We start from the raw sequence: 19,595 nt of genomic DNA on the forward strand, positions 1-19,595 counted from the left end.
TCAAGTTAATAACTGAATCAATAGCCAAAAAAGGAGCGGTCATGGATACTAAAAAATCATATTCCCGAATGTGCTCTGTTTTATTCATTATTGCAATGCTTGTCGGCGTTTTAGCTTTTCCCTATTCCGCGCGTGCGGCAGGAATTCTCTATGTAACACCAAGCGGGGCTGGCAACTGTGCCAGTTGGGCTGCTGCGTGCGGATTGCAAACCGCGCTGACAACTGCAGTTATCGGTGACGAGATCTGGGTCGCGGCTGGAACGTACAAGCCGACAACAAATACAGACCGCACTGTTTCTTTCGTGCTCAAGAATGGTGTGGCGGTTTATGGCGGTTTTGCCGGTACCGAGACGTTACGCACTCAACGTAACTTCACTGCGAATGTCACTATTTTGAGCGGCGATATTGATAATAATGACAGCCAGACACCGATCATTACCAACCTCACGACTGTGACCGGTAATGCAACCAATAGCTATAATCTAGTAACTGGCAGCGGGACGAATAATACTGCCATCTTGGATGGCTGCACAATAACGGGCGGGAACGCCAATGCCTTGCCCAGGGAGCGGGGCGGCGGGATGTATAACAACAGCGGCAGCCCCGCATTGGCGAATGTTATCTTTATCGGTAACAACGCGTCCCAAGAAGGCGGCGGGATATATAACTATCATAGCACCCCATTATTGGCGAATGTGACCATCAACGGTAACGCAGCTGGTAATAGCGGCGGAGGAATGTACAGTGATGGTAGCAGCACGCTTTTAATAAATAGTACTTTCAGTAATAATACCGCTGGAATTAGTGGTGGAGCGATGCTTAATAATCTCGGAAGCAGCCCAACTCTGACTAATGTTACTTTCAGCGGGAACTCAGCCCCTCACGGCGGCGGGATACATAACAGATATGCGAGTAACCCGACCTTGACACACGTCACGTTTAGCGCCAATATCGCTTCTCTATATGGTGGTGGCATGTACAACTATCAAAGCAGCCCTATTTTGACAGACGTGGCTTATAGCAATAATACTGCTACAAGCATATTTGGCGGAGGGATGTACAACGAGTATGGCAGCAGCCCGAATCTGACAAATGTGACTTTCACTGGCAACTCAGCTTTCAGGGGCGGTGGAATATATAATCATCAAGATAGCAATCCACAATTAATGAACGTGACTTTTAACGGGAACAACGCGCTCAATGAGGGAGGTGGAATATTCAACTCATCAAGTATCTTGATGATCACTAACAGCTTTTTCGATCAAAATCATGCTGTCACAGATGGAGGTGCGATCTATAACGCTATCGGTGATGTGACCATATTAAATAGCACATTTTCCAGAAATTGGGCACTCAATGAAGGCGGCAGTATTTTTAACTCAACTACGTTCATTGGAAAAATGACTGTGACAAACAGCACGTTTTTTGGAAATGACGCCTCCACTAATGGCGGTGGCATTCTAAATCTGGGTCCAATGACGATCACCAACAGTACTCTGTCAGAAAATACAGCCGGTATTAATGGGGGCGGTCTTAATAATGCTGATGGTACTGTGACGATATTAAATAGCACGTTTTCTGGAAATAGTGCAATTATGGCGGGAGGTGGTATTCGAAATGATGGGACTATGTCGTATACAAACACGATCGTAGCCAATTCCACCTCTGGGGGCGACTGCTCCAATTTTTGGACAATATCGAAAAATACCAATAATCTGGTGGAAGATGGAAGTTGTAGTGCACCGCTCAACGGTGACCCAAAACTCGGGCAGCTAGGGAACAATGGCGGCTCTACCCAAACCATGGCTCTCAGCACGGAAAGTCCTGCTGTCAATGCTGGTACGGACACCGGTTGCCCTGCCACCGATCAGCGCGGCGTGACACGTCCGCAGAGCAGTCATTGTGACATCGGCGCATACGAATCCAAAGGCGGAGATACAGCAGGAGTATTTCGCCCGAGTAACGGACTTTTGTACCTAAAAAATGCCAACACAACAGGTTTTGCCGATGTAGCGATCAATTATGGATTGGGGGGAGATTACCCAATAGCGGGTGATTGGGATGGCAACGGTACAGCCACCATTGGTATCTACCGCAACGGGTCCTTCTACCTGCGCAACTCCAACACACTGGGCTATGCTGATCTTGTCGTTCCATTCGGCACGCCTGGCGATCAGCCGGTTGTCGGGGACTGGAATGGGGACGGTGTGGACACCATCGGTGTCTACAGCAACGGACAATTCCTGCTGCGCAACACCAACACGGCCGGCACGGCTGATATGAGCTTCTACCTTGGAAATCCCGGTGATGTGGGCATCGCGGGAGATTGGAACGGAGACGGGTTGGATACGACGGGCGTTTTTCGCCCGAGTAACGGGGTGATCTTCCTGAAGAACCTCAACACCTCAGGTTTCGCGGACATTGCGATCAACTATGGTCTATCCGGCGACATGCCTGTGATTGGTGACTGGAACAATGATGGGGTCGACACGATCGGTGTATACCGCAATGCCCAGTTCCTGCTAAGGAACAGCAACACGATTGGCTTTGCAGATATTGTCTTTGCGTTGGGGAACCCTGGTGACATGCCCATCGCGGGCAATTGGGATGGGCTCCCGTAAATAAAAATTGATTGCGTTTGCAAAAAAGAAGATATGGCTATGCTGTTGGGGAGCATAGCCATGTTTTATTAACATCATATTGTTCTCCTCCCCCAAGTGGCGTAGACAAGCACTCCCCAATCGATGGATGTGGACGGGGGTTGCTTGTTGTATGATGAATTAATGAATGAAGCTGTGACTTGATTCATTAATTCGTGCGCCAATTATGGCGCGCAATTAATTAAGGAGAATGCATTATGAAGAATTCGAAATATGGTCCGCTCAGCAATACTATCCGCCTTTTGTTACTGGCGACGTTAGTTATGGGACTCACTTTGGGTACAGGGCAAAAGGCGCGTGCTTTTGCAAGCCCTGCGCCAGTGGATCTTGGCGCTGCCGCGCCTTTTGTGATCTTATCAAAAACGGGGGTAACGAATGTGCCTGTTTCCAACATTACTGGAAACATCGGAACGAGTCCAATTGACTCGACTGCCATTACCGGATTTTCATTGGTGACTCACAGTACGAATACATATTCCACTTCAGCGCAGGTTACCGGGAAAATTTACGCGGCTAACAATGCGAGCCCTACTCCTGCCAACCTTACTACTGCCGTGAGTAATATGGAAACTGCCTTTGCAAACGCCGCCGGTCGTTCACTGCCAGATGCCACTGAACTGTATTCAGGAAATCTAAGCGGCCAGACCATTGCTCCGGGGCTTTATAAATGGAGCACTGATGTTTTAATAACAACGAACGTAACGCTCGCTGGGCCGGCGGATGCTGTCTGGATATTCCAGATAGCGGGAGATCTCATTATGGGCTCAGGCGCGCAAGTTTTATTGAGCGGCGGCGCACAAGCTGGGACGATTTTCTGGCAGGTTGGCGGTGGCACTGGCGTCGAGATCGGTACCACGGCGCATGTTGAGGGAACCATCCTGGCTGCAAAGGCGATCCACTTGCGAACCGGTGCTTCGTTGAACGGCAGGGCTTTGTCGCAAACTGCGGTTACTTTGGATAAAAATGTGCTTGTGATCCCGTCTGCAAATGGCGGCGATACGGTTGGCGTATTTCGTCCGGGCAGCGGGCTTATCTACCTGAAGAATACGAACACAGCTGGTTTTGCAGATATAGCGATAAACTATGGAAATCCGGGAGATTATCCACTGGCGGGTGACTGGGATGGCAATGGAACAGACACTATCGGAGTAGTTCGAAATGGTGTTTTCTATCTTCGAAACTCCAATACGGCTGGATTCGCTGACATCATGTTCACTTTCGGCCTGCCAGGCGATCAGCCCATCGCCGGGGACTGGAATGGAGATGGTATTGTCACAGTTGGTGTTTATCGTAATGGTGTATTTTTACTGCGCAACAGCAACTCTGCTGGAGCCCCTGACGTAACCTTCTCCATGGGGAATCCTGGCGATGTGGGAATTTCAGGCGATTGGAACGGGGACGGTCTGGATACGACTGGTGTCTTTCGACCGAGTAATGGAGCGCTCTATCTTAAGAATTCCAATACAAGCGGCTTTGCCGACATCGCAGTTAATTATGGGCTGGCGGGCGATAAACCTGTGACTGGTGATTGGGATAATGATGGGATAGACACCATCGGCGTCTATCGCAACGCCCAGTTTTTGCTGCGCAACAGCAACACGGTCGGCTTTGCGGATATTGTCTTCGCATTCGGTAATCCTGGTGACATGCCGATCGCGGGTAATTGGGATGGTCTTCCGTAAAATGGAGACAAGCTCATGAAGTTGTGATCTTTGGATCATAAAATATATTTTATAAAGATGGAGCCACAAGAGTAATCTTGTGGCTCCATCTTTATTTAACAATCTTCTTAAGATGTTACAACCGGTATTAATGTGAAAATTTTTGTAAGTTAGCCCGCATCCGCTTTCTTAGTAATTATTAATGTTATCAGAAATGAAAGGCAATTTCATCCATTTTGTTTGTGCCGCAGATATTCGTATGATAGCCTATATGTAGTGATGTGACATTTGTCCATTATGAACACTGACATCGTATTCGAAAAAGCACATCTGTCCAAGGACAGGCTGCAAAACCAAGGAGCCCAAGTAGTTCATTTGCCATCATCGCCAGGCCGCTGAAAACATCACATAAAACTGCCTGGCATCGTCGGGCAGTTTTATTATTAGAAGGAGATAGTTGTGAACAAAAAATTCTACCAATTAATGAGTGTCTTCGTGGCGTTTATTCTGATGGTTGCAAGCACGAATAACGCAGGCGCGCTCTCTATAGTTGGCGCTTCCATGCCGCAGAGTCAGGTTTTGGCGCCTCTGGCGTTTCCTGGAGCGGAGGGGTTTGGAGCGAATACAATTGGCGGGCGGGGCGGAGTCATATATGAAGTTACGAATCTGAATGACACAGGCACGGGAAGTCTTAGGGCATGTGTTGAAGCCAGCGGAGCGCGGACCTGCGTTTTTCGCACTGGCGGACTGATCGTATTGCAATCAGCGCTTAGGATCGTTAATCCATATATCACCATCGCGGGTCAAACAGCACCCGGTGGCGGAATTACCCTTAAAAAAGCATCCGGTGGAGATGTGTTCTTAACACAGACCCATGATGTGATCATCCGATACATCACCAGCAGGCCCGGTCCTGGTGGAGAAAACCATGCCAACCAGATCGCAAAAAATGGGACCGAGCTGTATAACATAATCATCGATCATAACTCCCTGAGTTGGGGTGTTGATTCGAACATTGAGACCTGGTACAGGGTTCGCGATGCTTCGATTCAATGGTCACTGATCTCTGAAGCATTAAATAATAGCACGCACTCAAAAGGCGCTCACAGCAAAGGGCTGATGATCGGCGGATATCAGGGCAGTGAATCTGGCGGCAAGGGATCGGAAAACATATCTGTCCTCAATAACCTGATGGCTCATAACGCTGAACGTAATCCGCTTATGCAGTTATGCGGTATCGCGCAAGTCATTAATAACACCACTTACAATCCGCAATGGACATTTTCACATCAACAGCTCAATTGTATTGCGGGTGAAAGCTATGTTAACTGGATCAATAATTACCATAAGAAGGGTCCGTCCAGTACATCCAACAGTGACCTGAAAATTATTCCGGCCGACGATGGTACCTGGTCGCCTGGAAAAGCTTATTTGCAGGGGAACATCGGCCCCGGCAGACCCAATGATAGTTTGTCCGAATCCAGTTGGGTTACGGTCAAGTCTGGTGCCCCAGCCGGCGTGGTGGTGACATCTCCGGCGCCGGCGCCCGCCGTGTATTCGACCAATGCCATGCAGGCATACAATAGTGTGGTTGCAGATGGCGGTGTTGGAAATAGCCGCGGCCTTAATTGCGATGGAAGCTGGGTTAACCGTAGAGATTCGATCGATGTGAGGGTGATTAATGAAGTAAAGACCGGTACTGGCAAGATCATTGACGATCCTTCACAAGTGGGTGGATGGATCATCCCCGCCGCCGGAGTCCCCTGCGTAGACAGTGACCATGATGGGATGCCGAATGTATGGGAGCAGATGTATAGTTTTAATCCAAATATTGCCGATGGTTCTGGAGATAAGGATGGAGATGGATACACAAACGTTGAAGAATATTTCAACGGTACCGATACCCAGGCAACGGTCTTTCCAGTCGTAACAGGTATTACTTCGATTTCCAATTCTGCAACCAGCGTGAACTTTACCGTGGCATTTTCCGCGAATGTTACAGGAGTGGATATCAATGATTTTAGCCTGACAACGACTGGCGGCGTTTCAGGCGCAGCCGTGAGCGGGGTCAGCGGCTCGGGCAGCAGCTACACTGTCGCAGTCAACACGGGCAGTGGCAGCGGTACGATCCGATTGAATGTCATCGATAATAATTCGATCCTGGATGCGGCATCCAATCCGCTGGGGGGCGCTGCTGTGGGGGATGGCAACTTCACAACAGGGGAAATTTATACAATAGATTCGTTAGGCGGCGATAAAACGGGCGTCTTTCGCCCGAGTAATGGGCTTCTTTATCTGAAGAACTCAAATACAAGCGGCTTCGCAAATGTAGCGATCAACTACGGTGCTGCGGGAGATTATCCTGTGGCAGGTGATTGGGACGGCAACGGTACGGATACGATCGGTGTCTATCGCAGCGGCGTTTTTTACCTGCGGAACTCAAATACAGTTGGCTTTGCCGATCTTGTCTTCGCGTTTGGCGCGCCGGGTGATCAACCAGTGGCTGGGGACTGGAATGGAGACGGCATTGACACGATCGGTGTCTATCGCAACGGCCTGTTTTTACTGCGCAACAGCAATTCCGCTGGCACGGTTGATACGAGTTTTTCCCTCGGCAATCCCGGCGATATAGGCATCGCAGGCGATTGGAACGGCGATACCCTTGACACCACGGGTGTCTTCCGCCCCGGGAATGGCGTGATCTTCTTGAAGAACGCGAATACAAGCGGATTTGCCGATATTGCGCTTAACTATGGTCTTTCAGGCGATTTGCCGGTGACCGGTGATTGGAATAATGATGGGATCGATACGATCGGGGTCTATCGTAATTCACAATTCATGCTTAGGAACAGCAATACGATCGGCTTCGCGGATATCGTGTTTGCCTTGGGCATCTCCGGCGATATACCGATCGCTGGGAATTGGAATGGGATTCCGTAGACAGTATTGATGATGTTTTTTTAAGCATTACGACCATGGCCATGTTGTATGTTTTACATGACCATGGTTTTTTCTTATATGGTCGTGATGGAAGATGGTATTTTGAAACAAGGTGATGCTTTGCCTTCATTTATGGCAGAAATACTTCAGCCGCAAGGATTGTGGAAAACCTCGCGGCATCTTGTTGTCTTTAAGTTCAAAACCGTAAAGTTTTCAGGAAAATAATCCCTGCTTTTTATGTAAGCATTGGGTGCACGTGGATTAAAATTCAATGTATGAAAAATAAACGGATGCGTCATAACATTTCTCTTGGATTGGCATTGGGCTTGATCTTGTTTACTTCTGTAAACGCCGCTCACATGAGTGGCGTGGATCGAAATTCGAAACATATAAAAATATTCCCCTCATTTATTCGGACTGCCGCTCCTGTGGTTGGGGGCTGCCAGATCTTCCCGCAAAATAATTTCTGGAATACGCCGGTGAACGCTTTGCCGGTCCATAGCTTGTCTTCAGCATGGATTAATTCCATTGGCGCAACCCAGGGGTTCCACATGGATTTTGGATCGGGCACCTGGAATGGAGGTCCGATCGGAATTCCGTTTAATGTTATTTCAGGCTCGCAAACGCCTAAATATGTTGTGGATTTTTATTATCCTGGAGAATCAGATGCCGGCCCTTACCCCATTCCGCTCAACCCTGCAATTGAATATGGCTCCGATCATCATATTCTCAGTATTGATACCGATGACTGCAAACTTTATGAAATTTACGATGCCTGGCAGAGTTCCGGTAATTGGTTCGGAGGCTCAGGCGCAATTTGGGATCTGAATTCCAATGCGTTACGTCCGGATGGCTGGACCTCGGCGGATGCGGCCGGTCTTCCGATCTTCCCCGGCCTTGTAAGATATGAAGAAATCGCTGCGGGGGAAATTACTCACGCGCTGCGATTTACCACGAATTGCACCGCCAATTATTACCTTTGGCCGGCAAGGCATGTGGCACAATCTGGAAGCTGTGCCAGCCCTGTCCCGTTTGGTGCGCGCTTTCGTCTAAAGGCTGATTACAATATCAGCGGATTCTCCCCGCAAGCGCGGATTATTTTGCAGGCCATGAAAACTTATGGGATCGTCCTGGCAGATAATGGCTCTCCCTGGTATGTAAGCGGCGCGCCAAGCGAAAGCTGGAACAATGATATGCTGCACGAGTTGGATGTGGTCACTGGGAATAATTTTGAAGCGGTGGACACAGCAGGGCTGGTGACAAGCGAGGGGCCTCTCATGCGGGATACGACCGGGGTCTTCCGCCCGGGTAACGGACTCTTGTATTTGAAGAATTCAAACACGACAGGGTTTGCAGATGTCGCCATCAACTATGGACTGGGTGGGGATTACCCCGTCACTGGTGATTGGAACGGCGATGGCATAGATACGATCGGTATCTATCGCAACGGCTCCTTCTACCTGCGGAATTCCAATACCCTCGGCTTTGCCGATATCGTGTTCGCTTTCGGGCAGCCTGGGGATCAGCCGGTCGCCGGAGACTGGGATGGAAATGGGGTGGACACCATCGGTGTTTATCGCAATGGTTTGTTCCTGCTGCGCAATAGTAATTCCGCGGGAGCAGAGGATATTAGTTTTTACCTTGGAAATCCTGGCGATGTGGGCATTGCAGGAGATTGGAATGGCGACGGCGCAGACACCACCGGGGTATTCCGTCCAAGCAATGGCGTGATCTTCCTGAAGAACCTCAATACCTCAGGCTTTGCAGACATCAATATCAACTATGGCTTGTCTGGCGATATGCCGGTCACCGGTGATTGGAATAATGATGGGATCGATACGATCGGCGTCTATCGTAACGCGCAGTTCCTGCTGCGCAACAGCAACACGATCGGCTTCGCGGATATTGTCTTCGCATTGGGGAATCCCGGTGATATGCCCATCGCGGGCAATTGGGATGCGCTTCCATGATGAATGTCGGGCGTGTTTATGATGGTAAGTTTTAAACAGGTACCTTAAGTTGAATTAGATCAAAAAGCGTCTCTGATTTCTCGGAGACGCTTTTTATATCCATGTTTGTTACAAAATTACAACCCTGCGGCTTTTCTTAACACTTCAGCCTTGTCCGTCTTTTCCCAGGGGAATTCAATATCGTCGCGGCCAAAGTGACCATAAGCGGCGGTCTTGCGATAGATCGGTCGGCGCAGGTCAAGGTCGCGGATGATCGCGCCGGGGCGCAAATCGAAATATTCACTGACGAGTGCTGAGATCTTTTCGTCTGCGATCCTGGCTGTGCCAAAAGTCTCAACATTAACTGAAAGCGGGTGAGCTACGCCGATCGCGTAAGCCACCTGTACTTCCACGCGGTCGGCAAGACCGGCGGCGACAATGTTCTTGGCTACATAGCGCGCAGCATACGCGGCAGAGCGGTCCACCTTCGTGGGATCTTTTCCGGAGAATGCGCCGCCGCCATGACGCCCCATGCCGCCATAAGTATCCACAATGATCTTGCGTCCTGTCACACCGGCGTCCCCCATGGGTCCGCCGATGACGAAACGCCCGGTAGGATTTACGAATATCTTCAAATTCTTGTCAACCAAACCTTCCGGCAGGGTTGGGTAAATGATATGCTCGCTTACCATTTCAACGATCTCGGCGTGAGAGATTTCAGGCGCGTGTTGTGTTGAGATAAGAACAGTATCAATGCGCTTTGGTTTGCCCTGGGAATATTCCACAGTGACCTGACTCTTGCCATCGGGGCGCAGCCAGGGGAGTGTGCCGTCTTTGCGGAGTTCGCTCAGGCGGCGGGATAATTTGTGCGCCATATAGATGGGCATGGGCATGAGGGTGCTTGTCTCATTGCATGCGAAACCGAACATCATACCCTGGTCGCCTGCGCCGACATGTTCAATGCCAACATCTTTCATTTCGCCGCTTTTATCTTCCATTGCGTGGTCAACACCCAGCGCAATATCCGCGCTCTGGCTCGCCACGGCTGAAAGAACCGCGCAGGTGTTGCCGTCAAAACCTTTGTCGCTGCTGTCGTAGCCGATCTCGTTTACAACTTTGCGAACAAGTTCGTCGAAATTAACATACGCATTGGTTGTGATCTCGCCCAATAATGCCACGAAACCTGTCTTGACTGCTGTCTCGCAAGCAACGCGGGACATGTTGTCCTGTTCGAGGCAGGCATCCAAAACGGCATCCGAGATCTGATCGCAGATCTTGTCAGGATGCCCTTCCGTCACCGATTCTGATGTGAACATCAGGCTGGGTGAAGACATAAAAGTATTGCTCATTTTTTGTTCTCCTTATAAATAGAATTGCCCTTTCAACGTGAAAGGGCAATTGATCAAGAAATGTGTATACCCTCTCATCTCCCAGAAAACTATCTGTCGGATTTGGCACCATATTCAACTTTCGCTGACTGGTTGTCGAGACATCGCAGGGCCGTTCCCTCCGTCTCTCTGGATAAGAGCGCCGTATTAGGGCTATTGATTTGTGTTGGGATAATACCATAGCTAAGTTATTGAGTAAAGTTAAACAGGGAAAAAATCAAGATGATTAAATGTTTCGCTTCACTCCTTAACAGTTGGTTGCCCCCGCTCAATGAGCATCCGCGCATCTGAATCCGATCTTCGCCGAACTGCGGCCGTAATAGGTTTCATTCGGAGGTAATGCGAATGGATCTGGCCCCACTTCATAGCCACGGTTTGAGAGGCGTAAATTTAAGTGCGTATCCTGGAACGCTCCGCCGCGGATCACGCGGAAATTAGTGCCAGAGGTATTCTCTGGTCCAACGGGATTTGCACTCGGCGACACTTCGTAATATGTGGGTTTGTAATAATCTGCGACCCACTCCCAAACATTGCCAGCCATATCCAGCGCGCCGAAGGGGCTCGCCCCATCGGCATAGGAACCTACACGGGTGGTATCTCCAACTGAATTCTCTGAATTGGTTAAATTTGCATTTGGGGGCTCATCGCCCCACGGATATGTCCGCATATCATCGCCGCGCGCGGCCCGTTCCCATTCCGCTTCGGTGGGGAGATGCCGCTCCGCCCATTGACAATATAAATTTGCATCCATCCAGCTGATGTGCACAACTGGGTAATCTCGAAATTCAGGATTGCCAAAATAATCGAGGCGATTGTCCGAGCTGTTTTTGACTGGCGGTCTGCAATCGCCCGCCTCACACACAGGTTATACATGCCGTTGGTCACTTCCACTTGATCGATCCAGTACGCGTCGATCATTACCTCGTGGGCTGGGATTTCATCACTGTCACGTAAAACATCCAGTCCGCCCATGTAAACCGTCCCAGTTGGGATAAAGATCTGTGTCATGCCATCCATGGATGATATCTTCACCGTTTCAGATGTGGCTGCAGGCTGTGGTGTTTGTGTTGAGACTGGCGTGGCTGTTATGGGAACTTCAGTTGGAATCAATGTTTCTGGAAGTGTAATTGTTGCAACAGGCTCGTTTGCACTCTGACAAGCCGCCAGCATAAAAACGGAAAGAGCAAGGATCATTTTTTTCATATTTTATTGGATCAAATTGATGGCGTTTTTAGCCTGATCTTCAAAAAATTGGGGTTGATGCTGTCTGCTTTTTGCCACGCTTTGAGCGCGCCGGCATTATCCCCCTTGCGATAGAGTCCATAGCCGTACCATAGCCAGGTCTCCTCGGACATTTCAGTAACACCGCGCGCATAATCTGTCAGCACCAGCAGATCATCGTTTCTGCCCGAATGGAAGTATGCCAGAAATGGGCCGAATTGATAACGGAACATTCGCAATGGGACACCGATCTCACGCGCCTGGTCGTAAGCCAGCGCGGCTTCCTCGTAACGGTCAAAATAAACAAGATTACTGCCGACGTTGAACCAGGCGAATGCATCGGTTGGGTTTTTGGCTGAGTCTGCCTGGGAGGCGGCTAATGTGTTTTTCCGATTCAGGTTTGGGTCCCAGTTGGATGCGAGCAGGGCCTTCATCTCCTCTTCAAATTCTGGGAAATACATCACCAGATATAAATTATTGAACGGCTTCCATTCCTCTTCGAGTTGGGAGTATGTGATCTTCAGATCTGCGCCATGATATGAATCTTGAATGGTAAAAGATTGAGCGCTGTCGTCATAACCTGTCAGCAAAAGGTAATGCGCCGCCCACAGGTCATCGGTGGGACCAAGCGCGTCGTTGGGGTCAAGAGAGGTGACACTTTCCACAATGACCGGATAATTTGCGGCGATCAAACGCTTGAGCGTCTCGATATTTCCGCCCACGCGATATTCAAGATTCAACCAACCTGCCTGGGTGCGGACATAATAGCGCAGTTCTTCGGGGTTGACATTGCGGTCGCCTGTGACTGGTTTGATGAAAGCGGCAATATCCGCCTGCGTTCCCTCCCAACCGTACATGTGCAGCGCCATCGAGAGTGTGGCGGGACCGCAATTATTGGGAGTTTGCTTTTCATATTCAGGCGATGGGATGGATGCCTGCTCAGGCAGGGGCGGGAGTGTTGCGGTTGCAGTCGCTGAAATATCTGCAACGACGGTTGATGTGGGGATCGTTAATGATGCTGTCGGCTGCGGGGTGACAGGCAGCGCAGTTGGTACAGGACCAGGCGGGTTGATGGTGTTCTTTGCGTAGAGTGAAAATTTTTCAATGCGCCACACGATGGCTTCATTCACTCTGGGGATCTGATAGATCCCAAAGGCGAGAACAAGCATCCCTGTCAGCGCAATGATGATGGTTTTGGTGCGTTTTGACATGTTTAAGAGTCTACCATGCGATTATGAAATGGATTTAAGACTGCAAAAAATATTTACACACCTCTTACGCATTTTTGACTTGACGCTTGCCATTCTGACAATTATCATGAATTCATTATGGAGAACCAATTGGTTATGACCCTTGATCCTGAAAACTTACGCGCGGCCATGCGTGCCTGGTCTGCCGGCGTTACTATTGTGACCGCTGTACACGAAGGCGTTCGGCACGGAATGACCGTGAACTCATTCACATCCATTTCACTTGACCCGGCTCTGGTCACGATCTCTTTGCAAAAAACAGCTCGCACGCATGAATTTATCAGCAGTTCGCGCGCGTTCGGGTTGACTATGCTTTCTACCGAGCAAGCTAAAATTTCCGATCTATTTGCGGGGCGCATGGAAATCGAAGACCGGTTTGCGGGGCTTCAGACCGAAACTCTGGTCACAGGATCGCCCCTGATCGTTGGCGGGGCGGCGTGGCTGGATTGCCGTGTCGTTGATACATTTGACGCGGGTATGAATACGCTCTTCATCGCAGAAGTGCTCGCGGCTCGCGGTTACGACCATGCATTGCCGTTGATATATCACAACCGAAAATATTGGGGATTGTCTGAGTTATAGTTTATAAGAGCCTAAAGGTTTTCAAAACCTTTAGGCTCTACTTTTGGAGGACGTCATGACTGACCCATTGACTGATCAGGAAAAAAATATCCTTTTACGTCTCGCACGCGAAGCGATGGAAGTTCGGGTCAAGGGAAAAAAACTTCCTGCATTGGATAACAATTCGCTCACCCCGCAATTGCATGAGAATGGCGCGTCCTTTGTGACGCTTACCATCAACGCTGAACTACGCGGATGCATCGGCGCGCTCGAAGCCTACCAGCCGCTGGCGGAGGATGTGCGTGAACATGCCATCGCCGCCGCGCTGCAGGATCCGCGCTTCCCACCCGTGGATAAAAGCGAATTGGGCAGGATCAGGCTTGAGGTGTCGCGTCTGACCGCTCCGTGTTTGTTGGAATATTCAACAGGTGAAGAACTGCTGGTTAAGTTGAATCCGCATGTGGATGGCGTCATCCTCAAAGATGGTTTTCGCCGCGCGACATTCCTGCCTCAGGTCTGGTCGCAGATCCCCAACCCGGTAGATTTTCTCGATCACCTGTGTGCCAAGATGGGCGCGCGCAAAAATTTATGGCGGGATACAAAATTGCAGGTGTTCGTTTATCAGGTAGAGGAATTCCACGAACCCAACAACTAAATTACTGCGACAAGCGGTAAAATAAAAATATGGCTGATGCTTCACCTGACGATAAGAATACCGACGCAATCTTCCAGGATGCCGTTGAGGCTTTGCGGCGCGGGGAAAAAGCGCGCGCAAAAGAACTGTTGACCCTGCTGCTGAAGACCGATCAGAATAATTCCACCTATTGGGTCTGGCTCAGCGCGGCGGTGGATAACGCCAAGGAGCGCATTTACTGCCTGCAGACAGCGCTCAAACTTAATCCTGAAAATAGTACGGCAAAACGCGGCTTGATCCTGCTCGGAGCATTGCCCCCCGACCCGAATGTTCAGCCGTTCCCGATGAATCGTCCGCGCGCGTGGGAGGAAAAACTCCTGCTCGCGAGTGAAAAGCCAAAAGAGAGGGGACTTCGCGCGATCACGAAGAGTCCCATTATCCGATTGGCTGGTGTGTTGCTGATCGGCGCGGGGCTGGTTTCAGCTGTGATCTTTGGCTTTGTTTTGCCACGCCAGAATAATATTGCCCCCACGCAAACCAATACACCGGGACCATCTCCGACATTTACCACGACGCCGACCTTGTTTGGTGTGACATCCGCCCCAACCCGTGCTTTTGCCGGCGCCACGCCGTTGTGGATGCTGCTTCCGCAGACTTATACTCCCACACCTTTGTACGTCAACACACCGCGCGCCCTGGATTCAAGGGATCAATTCCGCATTGCGATGCAAGCCTATAACGATGGCGATTGGGATACATTCATTTCCAATATGGAATTGATCATTCCGCTTGAACCTGAATCAGCCGATGTGCAGTATCTGATCGGTGAGGCATACCGATTTAAAGGTCAGTCTGGTAATGCCATAAAAGCCTATAACAATGCGCTCAAGATCAACAGTGAATTCGGGCCGGCATATCTTGGTTTGGCGCGCGCACGTTTGCTTGCAAAAGCGGACTTTAATGCCGAAGACCTCTTCAAGGAAGCCATCAAGCGCGACCCGAACTTCGGCGAAGTGTATTTGGAACGGGCTCGTTACTATATTTTCCATGAAGACCCAAAGTCTGCGCTTGTGGACCTTGAACAGGCGAGCGAGTTGATGCCTGAGTCGCCTGCCGTATACATGGCTTACGCGGATGCCTATCTCGCGCTGGATGATCAAAAGCGTGCGCTCGAGTCTGCGGAAAAAGCCTACTCGCTGGATATCACGATGCTGCCCGTCTATCAGCTTTTGGGGGAGTTTGTATCTTGAGAGCGGACAATATCAAGAGGCAGTGAATGCGCTTGAACTGTTCGTTATCTATGAAAAAGAAAATTCACTGGCGCTTGCCATGCTGGGACAAGCCTATTATGAACAAAAGGACTATCAAGCTGCGGTGGATAATTTCGATAAAGCCTTTGAGCTTAATCGTACTGGCTTGAAGCGTTATTATCTGTACAGCGGATATTCCAACCTTGAACTGGGAAATACGGATCAGGCCGTAGGTCAGCTTGAAACCGCGCTTGACGAAGACAAGACTTCGTTTGAGATCAACCTCGCTTTGGCGCGCGGATATTTTCTTCAAGAGAAATTTGGCAGTGCGTTCCAAAAAGTGGAAGTGCTCAAGTCTGTGGCCGATACGGATGAAGAGACCGCGTTGATGTTGTACTGGCGCGCGCTCGTCCAGGAAAAACGTGATGAACCGAAGGATGCCCTCAAGGCATGGAAGGAATTGGTCGCGATGGATGAAAAATCAATGACGACCGAAATGCGCGAGGAAGCGTTGCAGCATTTGAAGACGATCATCACGCCGACGAACACTCCCAAAAGCGCGACGGGGACGCCCACGCCAAAAATTAAGGTAACACCATCACGTACTCCGACGCCATAGTGATTTAGTCATTAACAAAAAAAGAGAGACTGTTTTCTGGCAGTCTCTCTTTTTTTGTTTGGATGTTTTGGTTCTACGCCTTTATTCTTTTGCCCCGGCACTCTGCGCATGGACATAACGCCCTCAAATAATGCCAGTTGAAAATTCCGTAATCATGGCCATCCTCCCAGACGATGGTCAACGCGTAGGAGCCAGTGGCGACAATATTCACCAGTCGTGTGGATTGAGAATCTTCCATGACTTTGGTGAACACTTCTTCATCGGGTTCAGACTTCATGTTCTCATGTCCGCCGCGGCAGGAGGCACACGGGCAGGCGGCGCGTAATAACCCAAAGGGATAATTGCTGACATGGCCATCGTCCCAGGTGATGGTGAATTCGCGCTTGCTTTTGCTGGCGGTTACGCCGGTAGGTTTCTCAGACATTTTTCCTCTTTCCAAATTTCTGCGGATAACTATTTTTATAGCGTGATCAATTTTTGCGCCGGCACGCCGGTCAGGTCGTAGGTCATTGCGCCGGTGATACGCACGGGCACAATATCGCCCACTTCCGCCTGCCCCTCAATCAGGACATAACCGTCCACTTCAGGAGCGTCCCGGTAGGAACGCCCAACCGCGATGCCGTCGTTAAATCCCTCGACTAATACATCCAGCGTTTTACCCACATAAGATTGATTCACTTGCAATGAGATGGGCTGCTGCAATTCCATCAGCCGCTCGAAGCGTTCCAGTTTGACAGAAGCAGGCACGGGGTCGCCCAGAGGCGCGGAAGTTGTACCCGGCTCGAAGGAAAATTCGAATGCCCCGGCGCGGTCAAAGCGGATATCTTTCACAAAGTCATACAACGCTTGAAATTCCTCATCCGTCTCACCGGGATACCCGACGATGAAGGTTGTGCGAATGGCCAATTCAGGAATGGCGGCGCGCATCTTGGCTAGCGTCTTGTGCACCCAATCAATATTGGACGGGCGTTTCATGCGGTATAAAGTTTTTGGATGCGCGTGCTGCAGCGGCATATCCAGATACGGCAGGATCTGCTTGCGGGTTGCCATCACCTCAATCAGGCGATCGGTGACGTAACCGGGGTAGGCGTACATGATGCGGATCCAATCCATATCGGGGACGGAATCTGTTAGCTGCTCAAGCAGTGTTGCCAGCCCTTCCTTCATGCCAAGGTCGTGACCGTAATCGGTCGTATCCTGTGCGATGAGAACCAGTTCGCGCACGCCGTTATCGCGCAATATCCGCGCTTCATTGATGATCGATTCAACTGGACGGGATACCGCCGTACCTTTGATCAATGGGATGGCGCAGAATGCGCACGGACGGCGGCAGCCATCCGCCACTTTGACATACGCGCTCGCGCCGGCAACGCTGACGCGCATTGCATCGTCTTCGTCTGTGCCAACGGTTGCTGTTTCAGGCAGGTGATAGACGGGTTGCGGGCGTGGTCCCTTGCGGACTTCGCGCACCACCTGAACAATGTCCATCCAGCGGCGTGTGCCGAGAATTCCGTCAATGCCCTGCACCTTTTGTGCGACTTCGACGCCGTAACGCTGGGTGAGACACCCAGCCGCGATCAAGACCTGTCCGCTGCGCTTGGATGCCGCGAGTTCGCCCAGAACTTTATAAGATTCTTCCTTTGCGGGACCGATAAATCCGCAGGTGTTGACGATCAGGACAGCCGCTTTGTCCGGGTCATCCATCGAACGATACCCGTCGCGTAAAAGCAGCTGCGCCATTGAATCAGAATCCACTGTATTCTTTGCGCAGCCCATAGAGACCAAATGAAATGTGTTTTTTGCCATGCTATGTTTCCTAAAGTTGTGAGTCGCTATATTCCAATAAAAACTTTCAGTACATTATATCTTCACGTTATGAACTTATCCGCCGCTGGTCGGTGTGGCTGATGGCGTGACCGTCGGTGTGGTGGTGGGTGTAGGCGTGTTTGTGACCGGCGGCGTATTGGTCGCTGTCGGTGCGATGGTCGGGGTAGGCGTCACGATGCCAGAGATCAAATAAACTCTTGTGATCACTTCACCAACATTACCCATCAACCCCATATCTGTGTTGTTGTAGTTAACTCTGAGCGCTGCGCCATTGCCTGTCAAGATCACCACCTGATCCTGCGCTTCGAAAATTTTTGTCTCACGCGGCGAAAGGCGTCCTTCAAAAGCCACTTCTCCGTCTACTGAGATTCGCACAAAGACGCGTTCCACTGCAAAAACATTCACAGTTACATTTGCCGCGATGCCCGGCGTGGGTGACTCTGCTGCCAATAATGGATCCAATGTTGCTGTGTTTTCACCGACTACCAGCGTTTCGTCCACAGGCACAAAAGTGGATTGCAGGGAAGGGGTTGCCAAAGGTGTACTGCCGAGCCCGCTAAGAATTGGAAGAGCGGTTGCCGTAGTGTCTGGTTCCGAAGTTTTTAGCACCCGTCCCACGCCCCAGATCCCCAGACCGATCAGAATCACGATCATCAATATGCCGAAGACCACGTCACCGGCGATGAAACTGCGCAGGAGCGGCATGGATGTTTTTACTTCTGTCTGTATTTTCTCGCGGGGTGTCTCTGAATATTTTTCATGACGCCGCGCCTGCAGACCGTCGGCAAAACGCAGCAGGACAGCATCCACATCCAGGTCAAGGAAGGTCGCATAATTTGCCAGCATCCCGCGCATCTGCACAGGGGATGGCAAGTTGTCATACGCGCCTTCTTCGAGCGCCTTCAGGTTCGCCGCGCGTAATTTTGTATGGCGTTCCACTTCATTTAATGTCAAGCTGATCATCTCGCGGCGCGACCGCAATTGTTGACCGATCTCCGCAAAGATCATGTCTGCGGGGAGGGTCGGAATGAATTGCGGAGTTACCGGTTCAATGATTGGAGCAGGTACTGGTTTGGATTCTGGTTTCGTAAGGCGGGATCGGAACAGCGTCTCAAACTTTGAGAACAAGCCTGCCTGCGCCTCTTCCTTAACTTCAAGTTGATCAGCTTCAATCGGCAGTCCCGACTCTTGGGTTGTGATCTCCGTCGCTTCATCCTGTGCCGATTTATCAGCAACGGGTTCGATGGATTCTGCTTCAGTCGCTGACTCTGCTTTCGGACGGCGGACAAGCCATCTGTTCCAAAAACGAGGCGCTGGCGTTTCGTCCTGTGTAACTAAAGGGGGGATTTCTGTCTCGACGAGATTGACCTGCGGCAGCGGTCCGCTTACTTCGTTGGATGGCGCGTTCTTCTGCATCTCCGCGATCATCTCGTCAATGTTTAGTTCAAGATACACAGCGTAATTGCGTAAAAATCCACGCCCCTGTGCCGCCGACGGCATGACCGAATAATCGTCCGACTCCAACGCCTGTAAAAAGACCTTGCGGATGCGCGTGTCTTCTGACGCTTTTTCAAGCGTCAGATAACGCCCCTCGCGTTCCTGCTTTAAGCGTTGACCTATCGTTTCGGACATGGG

15 protein-coding genes, 1 pseudogene and 1 riboswitch are annotated in these 19,595 nt (G+C 50.4%); of the genes and pseudogenes, 9 read left to right on the forward strand and 7 right to left on the reverse strand.

All coding sequences use genetic code 11. From position 1 onward, the window contains the following. Positions 1 to 41: 41 nt before the first annotated feature. The 5 genes from IPL17_RS11070 (at position 42) to IPL17_RS11090 (ending at position 9,231) form a co-directional block, all read left to right on the forward strand. Positions 42 to 2,621 (forward strand): choice-of-anchor Q domain-containing protein, encoded by a 2,580-nt coding sequence (locus IPL17_RS11070; protein ID WP_345307146.1) that lies wholly within the window; start codon positions 42 to 44, stop codon positions 2,619 to 2,621. A gap of 236 nt (positions 2,622 to 2,857) precedes the next feature. Further along, positions 2,858 to 4,342 carry an ice-binding family protein gene (locus IPL17_RS11075; protein WP_345307147.1) on the forward strand — a complete coding sequence of 495 codons (1,485 nt, stop codon included), beginning with the start codon at positions 2,858 to 2,860 and terminating at the stop codon, positions 4,340 to 4,342. A gap of 438 nt (positions 4,343 to 4,780) precedes the next feature. Next, positions 4,781 to 7,261, forward strand: a complete 2,481-nt coding sequence (locus IPL17_RS11080; RefSeq protein WP_345307148.1) for a hypothetical protein — start codon at positions 4,781 to 4,783, stop codon at positions 7,259 to 7,261. Positions 7,262 to 7,318: 57 nt separating this feature from the next. Continuing rightward, entirely contained in the window at positions 7,319 to 7,486 is a 168-nt protein-coding gene (locus IPL17_RS11085) for a hypothetical protein (protein ID WP_345307149.1), read from the forward strand. A gap of 50 nt (positions 7,487 to 7,536) precedes the next feature. Then, positions 7,537 to 9,231, forward strand: a complete 1,695-nt coding sequence (locus IPL17_RS11090; protein WP_345307150.1) for a hypothetical protein — start codon at positions 7,537 to 7,539, stop codon at positions 9,229 to 9,231. Between the two features lie 116 nt (positions 9,232 to 9,347). On the opposite strand, the gene metK is transcribed toward IPL17_RS11090, so the two are convergent. From metK to IPL17_RS11110, 4 genes and pseudogenes are all read right to left on the reverse strand, one after another. Beyond that, a complete protein-coding gene (metK, locus tag IPL17_RS11095) occupies positions 9,348 to 10,559 on the reverse strand; it encodes a methionine adenosyltransferase (RefSeq protein WP_345307151.1) in 1,212 nt (403 codons plus the stop codon). 71 nt (positions 10,560 to 10,630) lie between these two features. Further along, positions 10,631 to 10,738, reverse strand: a riboswitch (SAM riboswitch). A gap of 128 nt (positions 10,739 to 10,866) precedes the next feature. Next, positions 10,867 to 11,349, reverse strand: coding sequence for an SUMF1/EgtB/PvdO family nonheme iron enzyme (locus IPL17_RS11100; RefSeq protein ID WP_345307152.1), 483 nt, complete (start codon positions 11,347 to 11,349; stop codon positions 10,867 to 10,869). 101 nt (positions 11,350 to 11,450) lie between these two features. Continuing rightward, positions 11,451 to 11,801, reverse strand: a pseudogene (locus tag IPL17_RS11105) (SUMF1/EgtB/PvdO family nonheme iron enzyme); the annotation flags it as partial. An 11-nt stretch (positions 11,802 to 11,812) separates the two neighbouring features. Beyond that, a complete protein-coding gene (locus IPL17_RS11110) occupies positions 11,813 to 13,030 on the reverse strand; it encodes a C39 family peptidase (RefSeq protein WP_345307153.1) in 1,218 nt (405 codons plus the stop codon). 135 nt (positions 13,031 to 13,165) lie between these two features. On the opposite strand from IPL17_RS11110, the gene IPL17_RS11115 reads away from it, so the two are divergent. From IPL17_RS11115 to IPL17_RS11130, 4 genes are read left to right on the forward strand one after another with little or no spacing between them, the layout of a single operon-like run. After that, positions 13,166 to 13,651, forward strand: a complete 486-nt coding sequence (locus tag IPL17_RS11115) for a flavin reductase family protein (protein ID WP_345307154.1) — start codon at positions 13,166 to 13,168, stop codon at positions 13,649 to 13,651. Between the two features lie 55 nt (positions 13,652 to 13,706). Continuing rightward, positions 13,707 to 14,285 (forward strand): AmmeMemoRadiSam system protein A, encoded by a 579-nt coding sequence (gene amrA / locus IPL17_RS11120; RefSeq protein WP_345307155.1) that lies wholly within the window; start codon positions 13,707 to 13,709, stop codon positions 14,283 to 14,285. Positions 14,286 to 14,314: 29 nt separating this feature from the next. After that, positions 14,315 to 15,514 carry a tetratricopeptide repeat protein gene (locus IPL17_RS11125; protein WP_345307156.1) on the forward strand — a complete coding sequence of 400 codons (1,200 nt, stop codon included), beginning with the start codon at positions 14,315 to 14,317 and terminating at the stop codon, positions 15,512 to 15,514. Then, a complete protein-coding gene (locus tag IPL17_RS11130; protein ID WP_345307157.1) occupies positions 15,417 to 16,133 on the forward strand; it encodes a tetratricopeptide repeat protein in 717 nt (238 codons plus the stop codon). Before IPL17_RS11125 ends, IPL17_RS11130 begins: the two co-directional genes overlap by 98 nt. A 73-nt stretch (positions 16,134 to 16,206) precedes the next feature. Here the strand turns inward: IPL17_RS11130 and IPL17_RS11135 are convergent, their stop codons facing one another. From IPL17_RS11135 to IPL17_RS11145, 3 genes are all read right to left on the reverse strand, one after another. Further along, the gene (locus tag IPL17_RS11135) at positions 16,207 to 16,557 is read right to left on the reverse strand and encodes a DUF971 domain-containing protein (RefSeq protein ID WP_345307158.1); all 351 of its coding nucleotides are present in this window, start codon (positions 16,555 to 16,557) and stop codon (positions 16,207 to 16,209) included. 35 nt (positions 16,558 to 16,592) lie between these two features. Next, complete coding sequence (gene rimO, locus IPL17_RS11140; RefSeq protein ID WP_345307159.1) at positions 16,593 to 17,939, reverse strand: 30S ribosomal protein S12 methylthiotransferase RimO; 1,347 nt, start codon at positions 17,937 to 17,939, stop codon at positions 16,593 to 16,595. A gap of 75 nt (positions 17,940 to 18,014) precedes the next feature. After that, positions 18,015 to 19,592 carry a RodZ domain-containing protein gene (locus IPL17_RS11145; protein ID WP_345307160.1) on the reverse strand — a complete coding sequence of 526 codons (1,578 nt, stop codon included), beginning with the start codon at positions 19,590 to 19,592 and terminating at the stop codon, positions 18,015 to 18,017. Positions 19,593 to 19,595: the final 3 nt, after the last annotated feature.

The sequence above is a fragment of the Candidatus Villigracilis saccharophilus genome, assembly GCF_016711665.1.

Bases quoted from the DNA above. Each gene is read 5' to 3' on its own strand.
- IPL17_RS11070 (WP_345307146.1), top strand. From the start codon at position 42: ATGGATACTAAAAAATCATATTCCCGAATGTGCTCTGTTTTATTCATT.
- IPL17_RS11075 (WP_345307147.1), top strand. From the start codon at position 2,858: ATGAAGAATTCGAAATATGGTCCGCTCAGCAATACTATCCGCCTTTTG.
- IPL17_RS11085 (WP_345307149.1), top strand. From the start codon at position 7,319: ATGACCATGGTTTTTTCTTATATGGTCGTGATGGAAGATGGTATTTTG.
- IPL17_RS11090 (WP_345307150.1), top strand. From the start codon at position 7,537: ATGAAAAATAAACGGATGCGTCATAACATTTCTCTTGGATTGGCATTG.
- metK (WP_345307151.1), bottom strand. From the start codon at position 10,559: ATGAGCAATACTTTTATGTCTTCACCCAGCCTGATGTTCACATCAGAA.
- IPL17_RS11100 (WP_345307152.1), bottom strand. From the start codon at position 11,349: ATGGATGCAAATTTATATTGTCAATGGGCGGAGCGGCATCTCCCCACC.
- IPL17_RS11110 (WP_345307153.1), bottom strand. From the start codon at position 13,030: ATGTCAAAACGCACCAAAACCATCATCATTGCGCTGACAGGGATGCTT.
- IPL17_RS11115 (WP_345307154.1), top strand. From the start codon at position 13,166: ATGACCCTTGATCCTGAAAACTTACGCGCGGCCATGCGTGCCTGGTCT.
- amrA (WP_345307155.1), top strand. From the start codon at position 13,707: ATGACTGACCCATTGACTGATCAGGAAAAAAATATCCTTTTACGTCTC.
- IPL17_RS11125 (WP_345307156.1), top strand. From the start codon at position 14,315: ATGGCTGATGCTTCACCTGACGATAAGAATACCGACGCAATCTTCCAG.
- IPL17_RS11130 (WP_345307157.1), top strand. From the start codon at position 15,417: ATGATCAAAAGCGTGCGCTCGAGTCTGCGGAAAAAGCCTACTCGCTGG.
- IPL17_RS11135 (WP_345307158.1), bottom strand. From the start codon at position 16,557: ATGTCTGAGAAACCTACCGGCGTAACCGCCAGCAAAAGCAAGCGCGAA.
- rimO (WP_345307159.1), bottom strand. From the start codon at position 17,939: ATGGCAAAAAACACATTTCATTTGGTCTCTATGGGCTGCGCAAAGAAT.
- IPL17_RS11145 (WP_345307160.1), bottom strand. From the start codon at position 19,592: ATGTCCGAAACGATAGGTCAACGCTTAAAGCAGGAACGCGAGGGGCGT.